This is a genomic window from Actinomadura napierensis, assembly GCF_039529375.1.
Classification (GTDB): domain Bacteria; phylum Actinomycetota; class Actinomycetes; order Streptosporangiales; family Streptosporangiaceae; genus Spirillospora; species Spirillospora napierensis.
Genome location: NZ_BAAAMR010000105.1, coordinates 1 through 17,631, shown reverse-complemented (window position 1 = coordinate 17,631; position 17,631 = coordinate 1). Strand labels below are relative to the sequence as shown.

Sequence of the window (17,631 nt, the reverse complement as noted above, 5' to 3'; positions counted from 1 at the left end):
GCGGAGGCGCCGCGGTGAGCGGGCGCGGAGGCGCCGCGGTGACGGGGCGCGGGGGTGGTGCGGTGATCGGTGTCCTCGTGGTCGACGACGACTTCCGTGTGGCGCAGGTCCATGCCGGGTTCGTGGCGGGCCTGGCGGGCTTCGCCGTCCGGGGGCTCGCGCACACGGCCGCGCAGGCGCGCGCGATGGCCGCCGAGCTGGAGCCCGACCTCGTGCTGCTGGACGTCTACCTGCCGGACGAGCCGGGCCTGTCGCTGCTGCCCGAGCTGGCCGCGGACGTGATCATGGCGACGGCGGCGGCGGACCCCGGCGTGGTCCGGGAGGCGCTCGCGGGCGGCGCGCTGCACTATCTGATCAAACCGTTCACCGCCGCGGCCCTCGGCGAGCGGCTCACGGCCTACGCCCGGTACCGGTCGGCGCTGGCCGGGGGGAGCGAGCTGTCCCAGGCCGCGCTCGACGGCGCGCTGCGCACCCTGTACGCGCCGCTGCACGCCGAGCCGGCCGCGCCCAAGGGCCAGTCGCCGGTGACCACGCGGCTGATCACCGAGGCGCTGCGGGCGGCGGACGAGCCGCGCTCGGCGGCGGAGGTCGCCGACCTGGTCGGGATCTCCCGCGCCACCGCGCAGCGCTACCTCGCCGGGCTCGCCCAGGCCGGCAGGGTCGTGGTGACGCTGCGCTACGGCGCGACGGGCCGCCCCGAGCACCAGTACGCGTGGTCGCCGCGGTAGAGCCCGGCGAGGACCTCCTCGATGCCCGCCTCGCGCAGCGAGATGTCGCGGACCTCGTAGCGCTGCGCGAGCGCCGCCACCAGCGCGGCGGCGTTCTCCTCGCGCGGCACCCGCAGCCACTGCCGCGTCCCCTCCACCCGGTCGGCCTCGATCCCGCCGAGGACGATCGGCGGCGCCGGTTCGGCCAGCTCGACCACCAGCGTGCGGTCGGCGTCCACGGTGCGGCGCAGCTCGTCCAGCCCGCCGTCGTAGGCGAGCCGGCCGCGGTCGATGATCATGACGCGGCGGCAGAGCCGCTCGATGTCGCCGAGGTCGTGCGTGGTCAGCAGGATCGTGGTGCCGCGCTCGCGGTTGGTGCGCTCCAGGAAGTCGCGGACGGTCGTCTTGCTCACCACGTCCAGCCCGATCGTCGGCTCGTCCAGCACCAGCAGCTCGGGGTCGTGCAGCAGGGCGGCGGCCAGGTCGCCGCGCATCCGCTGGCCGAGGCTGAGCTGCCGCACCGGCGTGTGCAGGAACGGCTCCAGCTCCAGCAGCGCGGTCAGCTCCGCCAGCCGCGCCCGGTGCGCCGCCGCGTCGACCCGGTACAGCCGCCGGACGAGGGCGAGGCTGTCGCGCAGCGGCAGGTCCCACCACAGCGTCGTGCGCTGCCCGAAGACCACGCCGATCCGGCGGGCGAGGGCCGTCCGGCGGCGCGACGGGTCCAGCCCGCACACCCGCAGGGCGCCGGACGAGGGGGTGAGGATCCCGGTCAGCATCTTGATGGTGGTCGACTTGCCCGCGCCGTTCGGCCCGAGGTAGCCGACGAACTCGCCGGGCCGGACGGCGAACGAGACGCCGTCCACCGCGCGCAGCGTCGTGCGGCCGCGCCGCAGCACGCCGGAGCGGGTCCGGACGGTGAAGGTCTTCACCACGTCCGCCGCCTCGATCATCGGCTCGGCCCCGGTCATCGCGCTCAGCTCCCCGTCGATCGGTAGTGCCTGATCCCCGCCCGCCAGGCCACCGCCGCCGCGGCGCACAGCGCGGCGCCGACGGCGGGGGAGGCGAAGCGGGCCGCCGCCGGCAGGCCCAGCGGGTCCGGCCGGTCCAGGACGTACAGCGCCGGCTGCCAGTTGACGAAGGCCAGCGGCACGACGAAGGTCACCCCGCGCACGAAGTCGCGGGCGAACATCGTCATCGGGTACTGCGTCAGGAACGCGCCGCCGTAGGTGAGCGACTTGGCGGCGCCGTGGCCGTCGACGACCACGAACTGCACGGCCGCCGTCAGCACCCACAGCCCCGCGAAGATCGCCGTCCCGGACGCCACCATCAGCGGGACCATCGCGACCCGCCCCGGCGTCCACGGCCCGTCCAGCCGGGGCAGCGCGAGCGCGAGGACGGTCACCGCCGGGACGAGCTTGCCGAGCCGGCGGGGCGAGAACTGCTCGGTCGCGATCTGGATCAGCGGGCTGACCGGCCGCACCAGCACCGCGTCCAGCGTGCCGAGCCGGACCCGCTCGCCGAGCTGCTCGGTCGTGCCGAGGCCGATGTCGCTGATCGCGAACGACAGGGCACTGGTCCCGTACAGGAACAGCACCTCGGGCGCGGTGAACCCGGCGATGCGGGGCGCGCGGGAGAACAGCACCACGATCGCCACCGCGTCCAGGCCGCTGACGACCGCGGTCGCCAGCGCCAGCAGCACCATCGACACCGGGAACTGGGCCGCCGCCCGCAGCCACGTCCACGCCAGCAGCGCGTACATCCGCACCGGCCCGGCTCCCCGGTCAGCCACCGTGCACCACCAGCCTGCGCCGCGCCGCGCGGGTCAGCAGCCACCCGGCGGCGAGCAGGGCGGCGGCCCACCCCGCCTGGAACGCCAGCGCGCCGAGCAGCCCGGCGCCGGTGCGGCGGCCGAGGAAGACGTCCGCCGGCACCTGGATCTGCGCCGACCAGGGCAGCGCGCGGGCGATGTCGCCGAGCCGCCCGGGGAAGACCACCAGCGGCAGGATCATCCCGGAGAAGAACAGCGACATCACCAGCGTGACCGCGTTCAGGCCGCGGTCGTCGTGCAGCCAGAACATCCCGAGCGCCACCAGGTAGCGGATCGAGAAGCTCACCAGGGCGCCCAGCGCGACCGCCGCCGCGAACGCGGCGAGCCCGATCGGACCGGGCCAGTGGAAGGGGAACATCAGCGCGCCCGCCGCCAGCGGCGGCCCGGCGCGCAGCAGCAGCGACCCGGCGGCGCGGCCGAGGTCCTCGGCGAGCCACCAGCCCTGGAGCCCGACCGGCCGGTGCAGGTCGATCGCGACGTCGCCGTTGCGGATCCGCTCGGTGAGGTCCATCCCGCCGAAGATCTGCACCGGCCCGATCAGCGCCTGGGTGATGAAGCAGAACGTGACGGCGTCGGCCGCGTCGTAGCCGCCGAGCGCGGGACGGGCGTGCCAGAGCGCCAGCAGGACGTAGGCGCGGATGAAGCCGAACGCGGTGTTGGTCAGCGACTCGGCCAGGGACCCGAGCGGGTAGGCGGCGTGGCGGCGGAACCCGTACCACCACACCCACGGAAGGACGCCCACTCGCCGGGAGCCTAGACAGGTTCCGCCCCGGCGACCACGTAATTTCGCACAGTGCCCGCCGGCCGTCCACCCGAACGACGTTCACTTGCGGCGAGTCGTCGTTATGAGCACCGCCATAACGACGACTCGCCGCAAGTCGATGATGTCGTGCCGGGTCAGCCCTGCGGGAGGTCGGGCTTGATCGGGGAGTACAGCCAGTCCTTGAAGAACTGGGTCAGGTCTTGGCCGGAGACCTTCTGGGCCAGGGCGGTGAACTGCTCGGTGTTGCCGTTGCCGTACTTGTGCTGGGCGTACCAGGTGCTCAGCAGCGTGAAGAACCTGTCGTCACCGATCTTCTCGCGCAGGAACTCCAGCGCCATCCCGCCGCCGCTGTAGACCCGCTGGTTGAACATCGTGTCGCGCTGCGGGTCGGCGGTCACCACCGACCAGAACGGGCGGCCCGCCGGGTCCGGGAACGGCCGCGAGTTGTAGGTGGTGCGGGCCTGGTCGTGGACGGTGGCGCCGCCGTGCTTCTCGCTCCAGTACCACTGCGCGAAGGTCGCGAAGCTCTCGTTCAGCCAGACGTCCTTCCAGCGCTGGGGCGAGACCGCGTCGCCGAACCACTGGTGCGCCAGCTCGTGCGCGATCGTGGAGGTGTTGCGGACGGCGGAGTACACCGGCTTGCTCTGCGTCTCCAGGGAGAAGCCGAGCGGCTCGCCGTTGTAGCGGGCGTCGTCGCCGATCGCGCCGGTCGTCTCGAAGGCGTACTTGCCGAACAGCTTCGACCACAGGTCGGTGGCCTCGCTGGTGGTGTCGAAGAAGAAGTTCACCGCGTCCGGCTGGTCGGCCAGCAGGACCGGGTCGACGGCGGTGTAGTTGTTGATGCCGCCGGGCGACTTGCCCTGCTTGACGTCCCACTTGCCGATGTCGATGGTGGCGAGGTAGCTGGCCATCGGGTAGCGCTCGCGCCACTTGAAGGTGCTGGCCGCGGTGGCGGCGGCGCGGCGGCTGAACGTCGCGCTCTCGTCGCGCCGACCGTCGGGCAGGCCGTTGGCGACCACGGTCAGGCCCTTCGGCACCGTGATCGTGAAGTCGTAGGTGGCCTTGTCGCTCGGGTGGTCGTTCACCGGGAACCAGGTGGACGCGCCGTTGGGCTCGTCGCCGACGAACGCGCCGTCCGGGGTGTGCAGGAAGCCGTAGGGGGAGCCGAAGACGATCGGGGAGCCCACGATCGTCTGCGGGACGCCGCCGTAGGTGATGACGGTGGTGAACGTCGCGCCCTTGCGCAGGCCCTTGCGCGGCGTGATGACCAGCTCCTGGCCGCGCCGCTTGTAGTCGGCCTTGTGCTTGTCGACCTTGACGCGCCGGACGTCCATGCCGGACAGGTCCAGGTCGAAGCTCGACAGGTCCTGCGTGGCCCGCGCGGTCATGGTGACGACGCCGTCGAGCTGGTCGTACTGCGGGTCGTAGGTCAGGTCGAGCGAGTAGTTCCGGGCGTCGTAGCCGCCGTTGCCCTCGAGCGGGAAGTAGGCGTCTCCGACGCCCTCCGATCCGGGGGTGTAGCGGTCGTGGCGCGCGGCGGCGGACGCGGAGGGGGCGAGCGCGACGACGCAGAGGGCGGCGACGGCGATCGGGAGCGTGCGTCCGGGGGTCGCCCGGAACGGATGGAAGCGGGGGTGGCGCTGCGCCATCGGATGGATCCTCTCCCTTGAGTGATCACAAGCGTGCTTACGATGCCCCCAATATCGGTAGATGTCGAGACTTGTCCGCAGAATTGACCGATCTTGGTCCGGACGCCAGAAGACCCCCGCGGGTGTAGGGACGCGGGGGCCTTCTGCTCGGGGGGATCAGGCCTGACGGCCGGACCGGCTCACGGAGCGGCTCAGTGGAACTGGCCCTCCTCGGTGGAGCCCTTCAGCGCGGTGGTGGAGGAGTCCGGGCTGATCGCGGTGCTCACCATGTCGAAGTAGCCGGTGCCGGCCTCGCGCTGGTGCTTGACCGCGGTGAAGCCCTTCTCGGCCGCCGCGAACTCGCGCTCCTGCAGCTCGACGTAGGCCGTCATGCCCTCGCGGGCGTAGCCGTGCGCCAGGTCGAACATGCCGTAGTTGAGCGCGTGGAAGCCGGCCAGCGTGATGAACTGGAACTTGAAGCCCATGTGGCCGAGCTCGCGCTGGAACTTGGCGATGGTCGCGTCGTCCAGGTGCGCCTTCCAGTTGAAGGACGGCGAGCAGTTGTAGGCCAGCATCTGGTCCGGGTACTCGGCCTTGACCGCCTCGGCGAACTTGCGCGCCTGCTCCAGGTCCGGGGTGCCGGTCTCCATCCAGATGAGGTCGGCGTGCGGCGCGTAGGCCTTGGCGCGGGCGATGCACGGCTCGATGCCGTTGCGGACGCGGTAGAAGCCCTCGGCGGTGCGCTCGCCGGTGGTGAACTCGCGGTCGCGCTCGTCCACGTCCGTCGTGATCAGGGTCGCGGCCTCGGCGTCGGTCCGCGCGATGATCAGGGACGGCACGTTGGAGATGTCCGCCGCGAGGCGGGCGGTGTTCAGGGTCTTGATGTGCTGCGAGGTCGGGATGAGGACCTTGCCGCCGAGGTGGCCGCACTTCTTCTCGGAGGCCAGCTGGTCCTCCCAGTGCACGCCCGCGGCGCCGGCGGCGATCATGCCCTTCATCAGCTCGAAGGCGTTCAGCACGCCGCCGAAGCCGGCCTCGGCGTCGGCCACGATCGGGGCGAGGAAGTGCGTGTCGCCCTCGCCCTCGGCCCACTGGACCTGGTCGGCGCGCAGCAGCGCGTTGTTGATCCGGCGCACGACGGCCGGGACCGAGTTCGCCGGGTAGATGCTCTGGTCGGGGTAGGTCTGGCCCGCCAGGTTGGCGTCGGCCGCGACCTGCCAGCCGGACAGGTAGATGGCCTTGAGCCCGGCCTTCACCTGCTGGACGGCCTGGAGTCCGGTGAGCGCGCCGAGGGAGTGGACGTAGTCCTCCTCGTGCAGGAGCTTCCAGAGCCGCTCGGCGCCGAGGCGCGCGAGGGTGTGCTCCTCCTGGACCGAGCCGCGGATCCGGACGACGTCCTCGGCGGAGTAGGTCCGCTCGACGCCCTTCCAGCGCTCGTCGGTCTCCCACTGCCGCTGCAGCTCCTCGGCTGCGCCCTTGAGGCGACTTTCGCTCATCGTCTTGCCCTTCTGTGTCGTCCCCTGGGTGCTTGGTCATGACTATGCCCCGGCCGCAACCCCTTAATGAACTCGCGAGTAACAGAAGAATCGCGAAATTTCCGCTATGATGAAGCCGTGACGACCTTGCGGCCAGAAGAACCCCTCAACTTGACGAGTGACGTCGACCTCGTCACCTTCGGGCAGCGCCTCCGGCACCTGCGGCGCGGCCGCGGCATGACGCTGTCGGACCTCGGCGAGCGCGTCGGCCGCGCCCCGTCCCAGCTGTCCCTGCTGGAGAACGGCCGGCGCGAGCCCAAGCTGTCGCTGCTGCAGTCCCTCGCCGCCGCGCTGGAGTGCCCGGTGGAGGAGCTGCTGCGCCGCCAGCCGCCCAGCCGCCGCGCGCAGCTGGAGATCCAGCTCGAGGAGGCGCAGCGCGACCCGCTGTACCGCACGCTCGGGCTGTCGCACCTCAAGGTCGGCAAGCGGATGCCGAACGAGGTGATCGAGCACATCCTCGCGCTGTACGGGGAGCTGAAGCGCAGCCGGACCAAGCCGACCGCGAGCCCGGAGGAGGCGCGCAAGGCCAACGCCGAGCTGCGCCGCCAGATGCACGAGCGCGGCAACTACTTCGGCGAGATCGAGAAGGTCGCCGCGCTGACCCTCGACGCGGTCGGCTACCGGGGCGGCGCGGTCTCCCAGGGCATGCTGATGACCCTGGTCGGGCACTTCGGCTTCAGCCTGCAGTACGTCCAGGATCTGCCGCGCTCCGTCCGGTCCGTCACCGACCTGCGCAACCGGCGGATCTACCTGGAGCGCGAGCAGCTCGGCATGCACACGCCCCGCACGATCCTGCTGCAGACGCTCGGGCACATCGCGCTGGACCACGACCAGCCCCGCGACTTCGCCGACTTCCTGCGCCAGCGCGTCGAGGCCAACTACTTCGGCGCCGCGATCCTGATGCCCGAGCGCAGCGTCGTGCCGTTCCTCCAGGAGGCAAAGGACGCCCGGGAGCTGTCGGTGGAGGACCTCGCCGACGTGTTCTCCGTCTCCTACGAGATGGCCGCGCACCGCTTCACCAACATCGCGACCCACCACCTCGGGCTGCAGCTGCACTTCACCAAGAACGACGAGAACGGCACGATCTACAAGGCCTACGCCAACGACGGCCTGGCGTTCCCGCAGGACGAGGACGGCGCGATCGAGGGCCAGCGGATGTGCCGCGAGTGGGCCGGCCGGCACGTGTTCGGCGCCGCGGACCGCTTCTCCGTCTACTACCAGTACACCGACACCCCGAAGGGCACCTACTGGTGCCTGTCGCACATCGACCCCAGCCACGAGCGCGACTTCGCGATCACGCTCGGCGTCCGGTTCGAGGACTCGCGCTGGTTCCGCGGCCGGGAGACCACCCGCCGGGTCAAGTCGGCCTGCCCGGACGGCGACTGCTGCCAGCGCCCGCCCAAGGAGCTGTCCGAGCGCTGGGAGGGGATGGCCTGGCCGTCGGCCCGCGCGCACTCGCACGTGCTGTCGGTGCTGCCGCCCGGGGCGTTCCCCGGGGTGGACGACGCGGACGTCTACGAGTTCCTGGACAAGCACGCCGCCGAGTGACGGGCGTGTTGCGTCCGTGTCAACTCTCCGGGTCGGCTGCCCGCTCGCCGCGCGGACGGTGAATGATCTGGACGTGTCCGGTGTTTCCTCATGGTGAGGGCCGGTCGCGGGACCGTCCGCACGGGAGGGAGAGCGCGTGCTGCCAGAGGTCGCTTCGTGGTTGCGGCGCCGCACGAGCACGGCCGGGGACTGGCCGGCGCACGTCCTGCTGGACGCCAAGGGCGGCGCCGGGATCAGCGTCGTGCTGCCCGCGCGTGACGAGGAGGCGACCGTCGGCGCGATCGTCGCCGCCGTCCGCACCGAGCTGATGGAGCGGGTCCCGCTGGTCGACGAGATCGTCGTGGTGGACTCCCGGTCCACCGACCGGACCGCCGCGGTGGCCGCCGCGGCCGGCGCCGAGGTCGTCGCGCAGGACGACGTGCTGCCCGGGCACGGCCGCATGTCCGGCAAGGGCGAGGCGCTGTGGAAGTCGCTCGCCGCCACGTCCGGCGACCTGATCGTGTTCGTGGACGCCGACCTGCGCGGGTTCACCTCGTCCTACGTGACGGGGCTGCTCGGGCCGCTGCTGACCGACCCGTCCGTCGGCTACGTGAAGGGCTGCTACGACCGTCCGCTGATCGAGGGGGAGCGGCGGGTCGAGGGCGGCGGCGGCCGGGTCACCGAGCTGGTCGCCCGTCCGCTGATCAACCTGCACTGGCCGCTGCTCGCCGGCGTCATGCAGCCGCTCGGCGGCGAGTACGCGGGGCGCCGCGCGCTGCTGGAGCGGCTGCCGTTCGTCACCGGCTACGGCGTGGAGCTCGGCCTGCTGCTGGACGTCTACCAGGACGCCGGGCTCGACGCGATCGCGCAGGTCGACCTCGGCCGCCGGGTGCACGCGCACCAGTCCACCGAGGCGCTCGGCGCCATGTCCGGCCAGATCATGCTGACCGCCTGGTCGCGGCTGGAGCGGCACGGCCGGATGATCCCGCTCGGCGCGCCCGCCACCGCGCTCACCCAGTTCCGCCGCTCCGCCGCCGGGCACGACGCGCGGACCAGCGACGTCGGGGTGGGCGAGCGGCCGCCGATGATCGAGGTGCCCGGGTACGCCGACGCGCGCTCCTTCTCCTCCGGCCGCGGCTGAACCGGGCCGCGCACCCGTTTCGGCTGTGACTCCGGCCACGGTGTTACCCGCGGTAGCACTTCGTCCTGCTACCGTTGGTAACACGCGGATATTGGAGAAAGGGTCAATTACATGACGAGCGCGGAGTCCACGCCGTTCTCGCTGGAGCTCAGCGAGGACGTGCGCGAGGTCAGGGACTGGGTGCACGAGTTCGCCAAGGACGTCATCCGCCCCGCCGCCGAGGAGTGGGACGAGCGGGAGGAGACGCCCTGGCCGCTGATCCAGGAGGCGTCCAAGGTCGGGATCTACTCCCTGGACTTCTTCGCCACCCAGTGGCTGGAGCCCACCGGGCTCGGCATCCCGGTCGCCTTCGAGGAGCTGTTCTGGGGCGACGCGGGCATCGCGCTGTCCATCGTCGGCACCGGCCTCGCCGCCGCCTCCGTGGCCGCCGTCGGCACCCCCGAGCAGGTGACCGAGTGGGTGCCGCAGATGTTCGGCACCACCGACGACGTCAAGCTCGGCGCGTTCTGCGCCTCCGAGCCCGACGCGGGCAGCGACGTGGGCTCCATCCGGGCCCGCGCCGTCTTCGACGAGGCCAAGGACGAGTGGGTGCTGAACGGCACCAAGACCTGGGCGACCAACGGCGGCATCGCCGACGTCCACGTCGTGGTCGCCTCGGTCCACCCCGACCTGGGCAGCCGCGGGCAGGCCAGCTTCATCGTCCCGCCGAACACCCCGGGGCTCAAGCAGGGCCAGAAGTTCAAGAAGCACGGCATCCGCGCCTCGCACACCGCCGAGGTCGTCCTGGACGACGTGCGCGTTCCGAGCCACCTGATCGTCGGCGGCAAGGAGAAGTTCGACGAGCGCATCGCGCGGTCCCGCGAGGGCAAGCGCTCCAAGGGCCAGGCCGCGATGAAGACGTTCGAGACCACCCGCCCGTCCGTCGGCGCGATGGCCCTCGGCGTCGGCCGCGCCGCCTACGACTACGCCCTGCAGTACGCGCAGGAGCGCGAGCAGTTCGGCAAGAAGATCGGCGACTTCCAGGCCATCGCCTTCAAGCTGGCCGACATGAAGACCCGGCTGGACGCCGCCCGCCTGATGGTGTGGCGGGCCGCGTGGATGGCGCGCAACGGCAAGGACTTCGACAACGCCGAGGGCTCGATGGCCAAGCTCATGGCCAGCGAGATGTCGGTGTACGTCACCGAGGAGGCGATCCAGATCCTCGGCGGCAACGGCTACACCCGCGAGTACCCGGTCGAGCGGATGCACCGCGACTCCAAGATCTTCACGATCTTCGAGGGCACCAGTGAGATCCAGCGCCTGGTCATCGGCCGCACCGTCACCGGCCTGCCGGTCCGCTGACGGGCCCGCGCGCCGGAGGGGACCGGCACGGGCGGGCCGGGACCGCGCTCCCGCCCGCCCCCGCCCCCGCCCTCCGCGGACCCCGCGCAGGCCGGCGGGTGTTGTCACCGGGTAACACCCGCGGATACCGTTCGGTGCATGCCCGCACGCCCGCCGTTCACCCGGACCCCCGCGCGTCCCGCCCGCACCGCCCGGCTACGGTGATCGCACCATGACGGGCGAGGCGGGCGGGCGGGCACCGGGATCCAGGCGCGATCCCGGCCGCCGGCGTGCCCTGCTGGAGGCGGCCGACCGGGTCATCCAGCGCGAGGGCCCCGAGGCGTCGATGGCCGCGATCGCCGCCGAGGCGGGCATCAGCAAGCCCATCCTCTACCGCCACTTCGGCGACAAGAGCGGGCTGTACCAGGCGCTCGCCGAGCGGCACACGCGCAAGCTGATCGAGGGCATCCGGGAGGAGTTCTCCCGGGACGACACGATCCGCGCGCGCACCAGGTCCACCATCGACACCTATCTGGCGACGATCTCCAAGAACCTCAACCTCTACCGCTTCCTGATGCACCGGGCGAGCGCGGAGGACACCGCCACGCACAGCGCGATGAGCACCATGATCCGCGACGTGAGCCGGGAGCTGGCCGAGGTGATGATCGCCGAGGGGGAGATGGCGGACCGCACCCGCGCCTACGTGTGGGGCCACGCGATCGTCGGCATGGTGCAGACGGCCGGCGACTGGTGGCTCGACCAGGCCGACGAGGTGCCCCGGGAGGCCGTGGTCGACGGCCTCGCCGACCTCGTCCTCGGCGGGCTGCCGGCGGCCGCGTCCGGCGCCCGCGTCCCGCAGTTGTCCCCCGACCCGCGATCCCCGAGGTGACCGTGCAGACCGACGTGCCCGTGCAGACCGACGTGCCCGTGCAGACCGACGCCCGCGCGCAGGACGACGCGCCCGCGCAGACCGACGCGCCCGTGCGCGGCGGCGGGCGGCCCGAGCCCGCGGTGCTGACCGAGCGCCGCCCGTGGGGCGGCTTCGAGCAGTTCACGCTGAACGAGCCGTCCACCGTCAAGATCATCCACGTGGAGCCCGGGCAGCGGCTGAGCCTGCAGCGGCACCGGGACCGCGACGAGCTGTGGGTCGCCCTCGACCCCGGCGCGGTGTTCGAGGTCGCCGGCCGCCGGACGCTGCCCGAGGTGGGCGAGCGGGTGCTGATCCGGGCCGGGGAGACCCACCGGCTGGGCTCGGACGGCCCCGCGGTGCGGGTCATGGAGATCGCGTTCGGGCACTTCGACGAGGACGACATCGAGCGGCTCGAGGACGCCTACGGCCGCGCCTGACCCCGGCGCCCGGGCGCGCCCGGGCGTGCGGGTCAGCCGCGCGTCCGGCGGAAGCGGGACCGCACGAGCGCCGCGGCGCCGGTGCCCGCGGCGCCCGCCACCAGCACCAGCGCCACCGAGGTCCACGGCACGTCGAGCTGGTCCCCGCCGCCCATGGCCCAGCCGTGCGGGCGGGGACGGTGCGGCCGCCGCACCTCCAGCGACGCGCGCCCGGCCCGTCCGGACGGGACGCACCTGACCGTCACGGGCCGGCGCCCGGTCTCCCCGGTCACCCGCGCCTCGACGCGGAACCGGCCGGCCCGCACCGCGCCCTCGCCGGTCGCGGCGCCGGTCACGCGGACGCCCCGGTCGCCTGCCGGGCACGCGCCGGACACCGCCACGGTCTCGCCGGGCCGGGCGCGGGCCGGCGTGACGACCGGCCCGGCCGCGAGGGCCGCGGGCCCGGCACCGCAGGCGATCGCGCCGCACACGACGGCGCCGGGCACCAGCCCGGCGCGCACGATGGCTCTCACAGGCGGATGATGCCCGGCGGGCCGCCCGCCCAAGGCGCGGCACTCGCCGTCTTTGCCGACTCTTGGCGTCCGCCGGCCCGGATGCCCGGCCGCCTCCTGCGCCGGACGGCCGGGCACCCGGTGCAACGCGGCTACTGCAGGAGCGTCCAGTGGCCGGGGGAGAGGTCGGGCTCCGCCCCGCTCCCGGAACGGACCGCCCGGTAGATCTCGCCCTGGTAATTGACCAGGTCGCCGGGCCGGTAGGACGTGCCGGCCTGCCAGTGGGGCAGGCCGACGGGCGACAGGCGGCTGGTGCGGCCGTCCGCGCTGCGGGTGCGGGTCAGCGCGGTCGCGCCGACCTTCACGGGCCCCCGGTAGGGCAGCCAGCGCGCGCCGTCCGTGGAGTACTCGACGGCCAGGCCCGGGTCGCGGACGTTCGCGGTGAGCGTGCCACCGGAGATCCGCGCGCCCGGCAGCGGGACGCGGTAGTTCACGCCGGTGTCGCGCAGCCCGACCGGCTTGTAGAACGACAGCAGCGGCAACGTCTTCTGGCCCAGCGTGTTGGTGAAGACGTTCCACGCGGCGCCCATCTCGTCCGGCGCCGGCGTGTCGCGGTTCCAGGCGCGCTCGGCGACGCCGAGCAGCTTGGGGAATGCCTGGTACTCGCGGATCTGCGGCGTCATGCCGTTCTCACCCCACAGCTGGGCCTCCATCCCGAGGATGTTCTTCCTGCCCTCAGGAGTGAGCCTCGGCCAGGACGGGCTGGGCGTGATGGGGTTGCCCCAGCGGTCCTGCGTGGCGTTGGCGTACACGTCGAACGGCTGGTAGGTGAACGTGCTCTTCTCGTCGGCGTAGTTCGCCCAGTAGTAGCCGGGCTCGTCGGGATCCTTGTTGTAGGCGAGGTCCATGTAGAGGTTCGTGGCGTGCGCGAGGACGACCGGGGTGCCCTCGTTGGCGAACCGGTACGCCCAGTCCTCGCGTCCCCAGCCCCAGACGTTCTGCCACGGCAGCGGCGTGAACCCCTTGAGCCGGAACGAGGTGGTCGGGTCGGTGACGTCCTCCCACCCGGCGGTCCGCGGTGTGAACCTGTGCGCGATGTCGTTCCAGCGGGTGAAGAACAGCTCCTTCAGCTGCTCGCCGGACTTGCCGGCGGTGTCCGCGCCGTTCCTGCAGGCGGGCGACCGGGACCACCAGCCGTCCGGCGGGCCGGGCGGTTCGTCGCCGCCGAGGTTGATCTCGCCGAGCGGCACGTGCGCGCCCTTGTACATCTTCGCGACCTCGCCGGCGACCTTCTCCAGGAAGGTGTAGGTGCTCGCCAGGCACGGATTCGCGAGGTTGTCGGTGTAGTACTGCGTACTGACGTGGTGGCTGGTGTCGGCGGGGTCGAGCAGCCGGTACGTCCCGTCGCGGGTGTTCTGGTAGCGGCGTTCCATCGACTGGACGGCCGCGCGGGCGTGCGCCGGGAAGTTCAGTTCCGGGATCACCTCGATGTGCCGGGTGTCGGCGTACCGGAGGATCTCCTGGAAATCGCCGACGGTGTAGTAGCCGGTGCCGTCGCCGACGAAGTTCTGCACGTCCTGCTCGAAGCCCTGGTAGGCGGGCCTGCGGCCGAGGTTCGCCTCCGTCTGGCTTCGCGGCTTCCCGCTGATGCCGTCGCCGTCGCCGAGGTCGTTCGCCGACCCCATGCCCTGGTGCAGCGCGCCCGTCTCCTTCAGGTCGAACGCCCGCTTGGAGCCGAAGTCCGTCAGCTCGGGCAGCCCGGGGATCTGCAGCCGCCAGCCCTCGTCGTTGGTCAGGCTGAGGTGCAGCTTGTCGAGCTTCAGGAAGCTCATCAGGTCGAGGAACTTCTCGACGGTCTCCTTGCTCGCGAAGTGCCGGGAGACATCGATCTCCATGCCGCGGTAGCCGAACAGCGGGGCGTCGATGATCGTCGCGCGCGGCACCTCGGCGGTGCGCGGGCGATGCCCCGACGCGGCGGCCTTGTAAGTGTCCGCGGGGATCATCTGCCGCAGCGTCTGGACGCCGTGCAGCACGCCCGCCGCGTCGGCGCCGGTGATCCGCACGCCTGCGGCCGTCGCGTCCAGCGTGTAGCCCTCGGCGTCGGGCTTGCCGTCATGGTCGGCGTCGAGCCTCGGGTCCACGGCGAGCGTGATCGGCGCGCCCTGCCCGCCCGTGACGTCGCGCAGTGCGGACCGCAGGTAGCCCGCCTCGCGGCTCAGCGTGCGCGGGGCCGAGATCCGGGATCCGCCGCCGACCGCCGCCGTCCCGCCGGACGCCGTGGCCGACAGCGGCTGCGGCACGATGCTCTGCCGCAGCGTGAGGTCCTGCTTCGGCGAGGTGTTCTCGGCGTACCGCGTCGCCGCCGTCTGGACGGGGCGCTTGTCGCCGGAGAACGCCGTGGTCTGCTTGGGGTCGGTCGGGTCCAGCACCGTCTTCGCCGGCATCCATGCGGGTCTGCTGCCGCCGTACGCGAGCGTCCAGCCGGCCGGGCCGTCGGTCTTCTGCACGGCCCACAGCTCGAAGTCGATGTCGATGGCACGGTGCTCGCCCGGCCCGACGGGCTTGAACCCGGCCGCCGGCTTCAGCGTGTAGAAGTCGCCGCTCTGCGCCGCGTCCGCCCGGGCCACGGTCAGCCCCTGGTCGGCGAGCTGCTTGCGGCCGGTCTCGCCCGTCGCGCCCGCAAGGACCGCTGCGGGCTGCCGGACCGCGTTGAAGTACATCGCCCAGCCCGCGGCGGGGAGCGCACATCGGCGGTCCTCGTCGAGGGTCAGCCGCGCGCGGTAGTAGACCGCGTCGGCGACGGTGTGGTCGACCGGCTGGTAGGTCATCAGAAGGTCGCGGGCATCGGGAACTGATCTTCATGCTGCGAGTACCGCTCTCCTGGTTTCGGGGGAGGAACCGGAGGGACCGGGCGGGCCGGTGAACGGGCGCACGCGAGCGGGGCGGGCGCGCGGAACGCGGCGGTGCGGCGGACGCGGTGGACGGCGGGCCGTCCCGGGGCCGGATCGGCGTTGATCGCAGCGGCATGGACAGGAAAGTAACCTGTTCGATTCCCGGGGTCCCGGCGCCTGATCCGGCCATCGGCGAACGCGCAGGCAGCGTCCGCCGACCGGACCCGGACGCCGCCCCCGCCTTGACGCGGGGCGCGCACACGGAACCGGCCCGCGACGCGTGATGCGTCGCGGGCCGGAGGGATCCGGAACGGGCCGGGATCAGGTGCTGCTGGACAGCTCCAGGTCCGTGACCTTCGGGTCGCCCTGGTCGGCCAGGTAGTCGGCCTCGCGGGTGGCGTCCGCGCCGTCCTCGACCTTGGCCGCCCGGAAGACCAGGGTCGCCACCACCGCGACGATCACGTTGACGGCCAGCGCGAGCATGCCGACGTAGACCGTCTTGTCGGTGTCCAGGCCGAGGTCGCTCAGCTGGAACGCCGAGCCGCCGAAGTGCGCCTTGTGCTTGGCCGGGTTCGGGATGTCGTACAGCATCCACAGCCCGGTGATCAGCCCCGCCGCCCAGCCGGCGATGAGCGCGCCGCGGTGGAACCAGCGGGTGACCAGGCCGAGCCCCACCGACGGCAGCGTCTGCAGGATGATGACGCCGCCGATCAGCTGCAGGTCGATGGAGAACTGCGGGTCCAGCACCAGGATGCACAGCACCGCGCCGACCTTGACCACCAGCGACACCAGCTTGCTGACCAGCGCCTCCTGCTTCTCGGTCGCGTCCTTCTTCAGGTACTCCTTGTAGATGTTGCGGGTGAACAGGTTCGCCGCCGCGATCGACATGATCGCCGCCGGGACGAGCGCGCCGATGCCGACGGCGGCGTAGGCCACGCCCGCGAACCAGTCGGGGAACATGTGGTCGAACAGCAGCGGCACCACGGTGTTGGTGTCGGGGCTGCCGTCGGTGACGACCGGCTTGACGCCCGCGGCGATCGCCATGAAGCCGAGCAGGGCGATCAGCCCGAGCACGAAGCTGTAGGCCGGCAGCGCCGCCATGTTCCGCTTGATCACGTTGCGGTTCTTGCTGGCCAGCACGCCGGTGACGCTGTGCGGGTAGAGGAACAGCGCCAGCGCCGAGCCGAGCGCGAGCATCGCGTAGTTCAGCTGGTTGGTGCCGTTCAGCAGCACGCCGTCGGTCGGCGCGGGGGACTTGGCGAACTTGGCCTGCGCCGCGTCGAAGACGTCACCCCAGCCGCCGAGCTTGGAGGGGATGTACAGCACCGCCACGATGATCACCAGGTAGATCAGCACGTCCTTGACGAAGGCGATCAGCGCCGGCGCGCGCAGCCCGGACTGGTAGGTGTAGGCCGCCAGCACGATGAACGCGATGATCAGCGGCCAGTGCCCGTTCACGCCCATCGTCTTCAGCACGGCCTGGATGCCGACCAGCTGCAGCGCGATGTAGGGCATCGTGGCGACGATGCCGGTGATCGCGATGGCGAGCGCCAGCGTCGGCGAGCCGAACCGGGCCCGGACGAAGTCCGCCGGGGTGACGAAGCCGTGCACGTGCGACACCGACCAGAGCCGGATCAGCACGAGGAACACCAGCGGGTAGACGACGATCGTGTAGGGGACGGCGTAGAACCCGGCCGCGCCCGCGCCGAACACCAGCGCGGGGACGGCGACGAAGGTGTAGGCGGTGTAGAGGTCGCCGCCGATCAGGAACCAGGTGATCCAGCTGCCGAAGCTGCGGCCGCCGAGGCCCCACTCGTCCAGCGAGTGCATGCTGTCCGGCCGCCGCCACCGGGCGGCGACGAATCCCAGCCCGCTGACCAGGAGGAACAGCACCACGAAGACGACCATTTCGGTCGTGTGCCCGTGCGCCATGGGTCAGTCCTTCTTCCGGGTCATCAGGTACACGATGACGGTGCAGGCGACGCCGAGCGGGATGAAGGCGAACTGGATCCAGTAGAAGGCCGGGAACCCGGCGAGCCGCGGGCCGTCGTCGTTGAACAGGAACGTCAGCAGCGGGACGACGACGGGAACCACCAGCAGCCAGTTCCACGGGCTGCGGTCGGAGCGCGCGGCCGGCTCCGGCGGGTCTTGCGAGGCCAAGGGGATCCTCCTCGTGCGTGCGGCGCGCGGCCCGCCCGGATCGCGAGACGGGCCGTGCCAGGGGGTGAAACCGGGACAGGCTATCCAGGCGCGGTAACAGCCCGATATCAGCTGCGGCACGACTGGGCTGGACCGTTCCACGACCCGAACCCCCAGCTCAGCCCCCCAACTCGCCAAGGCCGCGCGCCTGGCTGAATCCCCACCCCGGAGCCCGAACCTCAGCCGCCGCCACGGGCAGGAACGCGGAGCGAGCGCAGCGAGCGGAGCGGGCCTGCCCGCCGGGGCGGAGCGCG

General features: G+C 72.2%; 15 protein-coding genes. 6 read left to right on the top strand and 9 right to left on the bottom strand.

Annotation, left to right across the window (positions count from 1 at the left end):
* Positions 1 to 62: 62 nt before the first annotated feature.
* Entirely contained in the window at positions 63 to 728 is a 666-nt protein-coding gene (locus ABD296_RS39030; RefSeq protein ID WP_344279687.1) for a response regulator, read from the top strand.
* Here the strand turns inward: ABD296_RS39030 and ABD296_RS39025 are convergent.
* The 5 genes from ABD296_RS39025 to aceA form a co-directional block, all read right to left on the bottom strand.
* The gene (locus tag ABD296_RS39025; RefSeq protein WP_407061562.1) at positions 677 to 1,657 is read right to left on the bottom strand and encodes an ABC transporter ATP-binding protein; all 981 of its coding nucleotides are present in this window, start codon (positions 1,655 to 1,657) and stop codon (positions 677 to 679) included. The two genes, ABD296_RS39030 and ABD296_RS39025, sit on opposite strands and share 52 nt — an antisense overlap.
* A 23-nt stretch (positions 1,658 to 1,680) precedes the next feature.
* The gene (locus ABD296_RS39020; RefSeq protein WP_344279737.1) at positions 1,681 to 2,466 is read right to left on the bottom strand and encodes an ABC transporter permease; all 786 of its coding nucleotides are present in this window, start codon (positions 2,464 to 2,466) and stop codon (positions 1,681 to 1,683) included.
* A 22-nt stretch (positions 2,467 to 2,488) separates the two neighbouring features.
* Complete coding sequence (locus ABD296_RS39015; protein ID WP_344279681.1) at positions 2,489 to 3,277, bottom strand: ABC transporter permease; 789 nt, start codon at positions 3,275 to 3,277, stop codon at positions 2,489 to 2,491.
* A 155-nt stretch (positions 3,278 to 3,432) separates the two neighbouring features.
* Complete coding sequence (locus tag ABD296_RS39010) at positions 3,433 to 4,947, bottom strand: M1 family metallopeptidase (protein ID WP_344279677.1); 1,515 nt, start codon at positions 4,945 to 4,947, stop codon at positions 3,433 to 3,435.
* A gap of 191 nt (positions 4,948 to 5,138) precedes the next feature.
* A complete protein-coding gene (gene aceA / locus ABD296_RS39005; RefSeq protein WP_344279674.1) occupies positions 5,139 to 6,422 on the bottom strand; it encodes an isocitrate lyase in 1,284 nt (427 codons plus the stop codon).
* A 150-nt stretch (positions 6,423 to 6,572) separates the two neighbouring features.
* Between aceA and ABD296_RS39000 the strand changes: the two genes are divergently transcribed.
* From ABD296_RS39000 to ABD296_RS38980, 5 genes are all read left to right on the top strand, one after another.
* Entirely contained in the window at positions 6,573 to 8,009 is a 1,437-nt protein-coding gene (locus tag ABD296_RS39000) for a helix-turn-helix domain-containing protein (protein ID WP_344279671.1), read from the top strand.
* Positions 8,010 to 8,145: 136 nt separating this feature from the next.
* Positions 8,146 to 9,129, top strand: a complete 984-nt coding sequence (locus ABD296_RS38995; RefSeq protein ID WP_344279668.1) for a glucosyl-3-phosphoglycerate synthase — start codon at positions 8,146 to 8,148, stop codon at positions 9,127 to 9,129.
* 111 nt (positions 9,130 to 9,240) lie between these two features.
* Positions 9,241 to 10,470 carry an acyl-CoA dehydrogenase family protein gene (locus tag ABD296_RS38990; RefSeq protein ID WP_344279665.1) on the top strand — a complete coding sequence of 410 codons (1,230 nt, stop codon included), beginning with the start codon at positions 9,241 to 9,243 and terminating at the stop codon, positions 10,468 to 10,470.
* A 211-nt stretch (positions 10,471 to 10,681) separates the two neighbouring features.
* Positions 10,682 to 11,338, top strand: a complete 657-nt coding sequence (locus ABD296_RS38985) for a TetR family transcriptional regulator (RefSeq protein ID WP_344279662.1) — start codon at positions 10,682 to 10,684, stop codon at positions 11,336 to 11,338.
* Positions 11,335 to 11,796: a phosphomannose isomerase type II C-terminal cupin domain gene (locus ABD296_RS38980; RefSeq protein ID WP_344279659.1), complete on the top strand. Its 462-nt coding sequence runs from the start codon at positions 11,335 to 11,337 to the stop codon at positions 11,794 to 11,796. Before ABD296_RS38985 ends, ABD296_RS38980 begins: the two co-directional genes overlap by 4 nt.
* A gap of 32 nt (positions 11,797 to 11,828) precedes the next feature.
* Here ABD296_RS38980 and ABD296_RS38975 read toward each other — a convergent pair whose 3' ends face one another.
* From ABD296_RS38975 to ABD296_RS38960, 4 genes are all read right to left on the bottom strand, one after another.
* On the bottom strand, positions 11,829 to 12,308 hold the full coding sequence (locus ABD296_RS38975; protein WP_344279656.1) for a hypothetical protein: 480 nt from the start codon (positions 12,306 to 12,308) through the stop codon (positions 11,829 to 11,831).
* A 131-nt stretch (positions 12,309 to 12,439) separates the two neighbouring features.
* Positions 12,440 to 15,115 (bottom strand): family 20 glycosylhydrolase, encoded by a 2,676-nt coding sequence (locus tag ABD296_RS38970; protein WP_344279653.1) that lies wholly within the window; start codon positions 15,113 to 15,115, stop codon positions 12,440 to 12,442.
* 384 nt (positions 15,116 to 15,499) lie between these two features.
* A complete protein-coding gene (mctP, locus tag ABD296_RS38965; RefSeq protein WP_344279650.1) occupies positions 15,500 to 17,110 on the bottom strand; it encodes a monocarboxylate uptake permease MctP in 1,611 nt (536 codons plus the stop codon).
* Between the two features lie 3 nt (positions 17,111 to 17,113).
* Positions 17,114 to 17,338, bottom strand: a complete 225-nt coding sequence (locus tag ABD296_RS38960; protein WP_344279647.1) for a DUF3311 domain-containing protein — start codon at positions 17,336 to 17,338, stop codon at positions 17,114 to 17,116.
* Between the last annotated feature and the right edge of the window lie 293 nt (positions 17,339 to 17,631).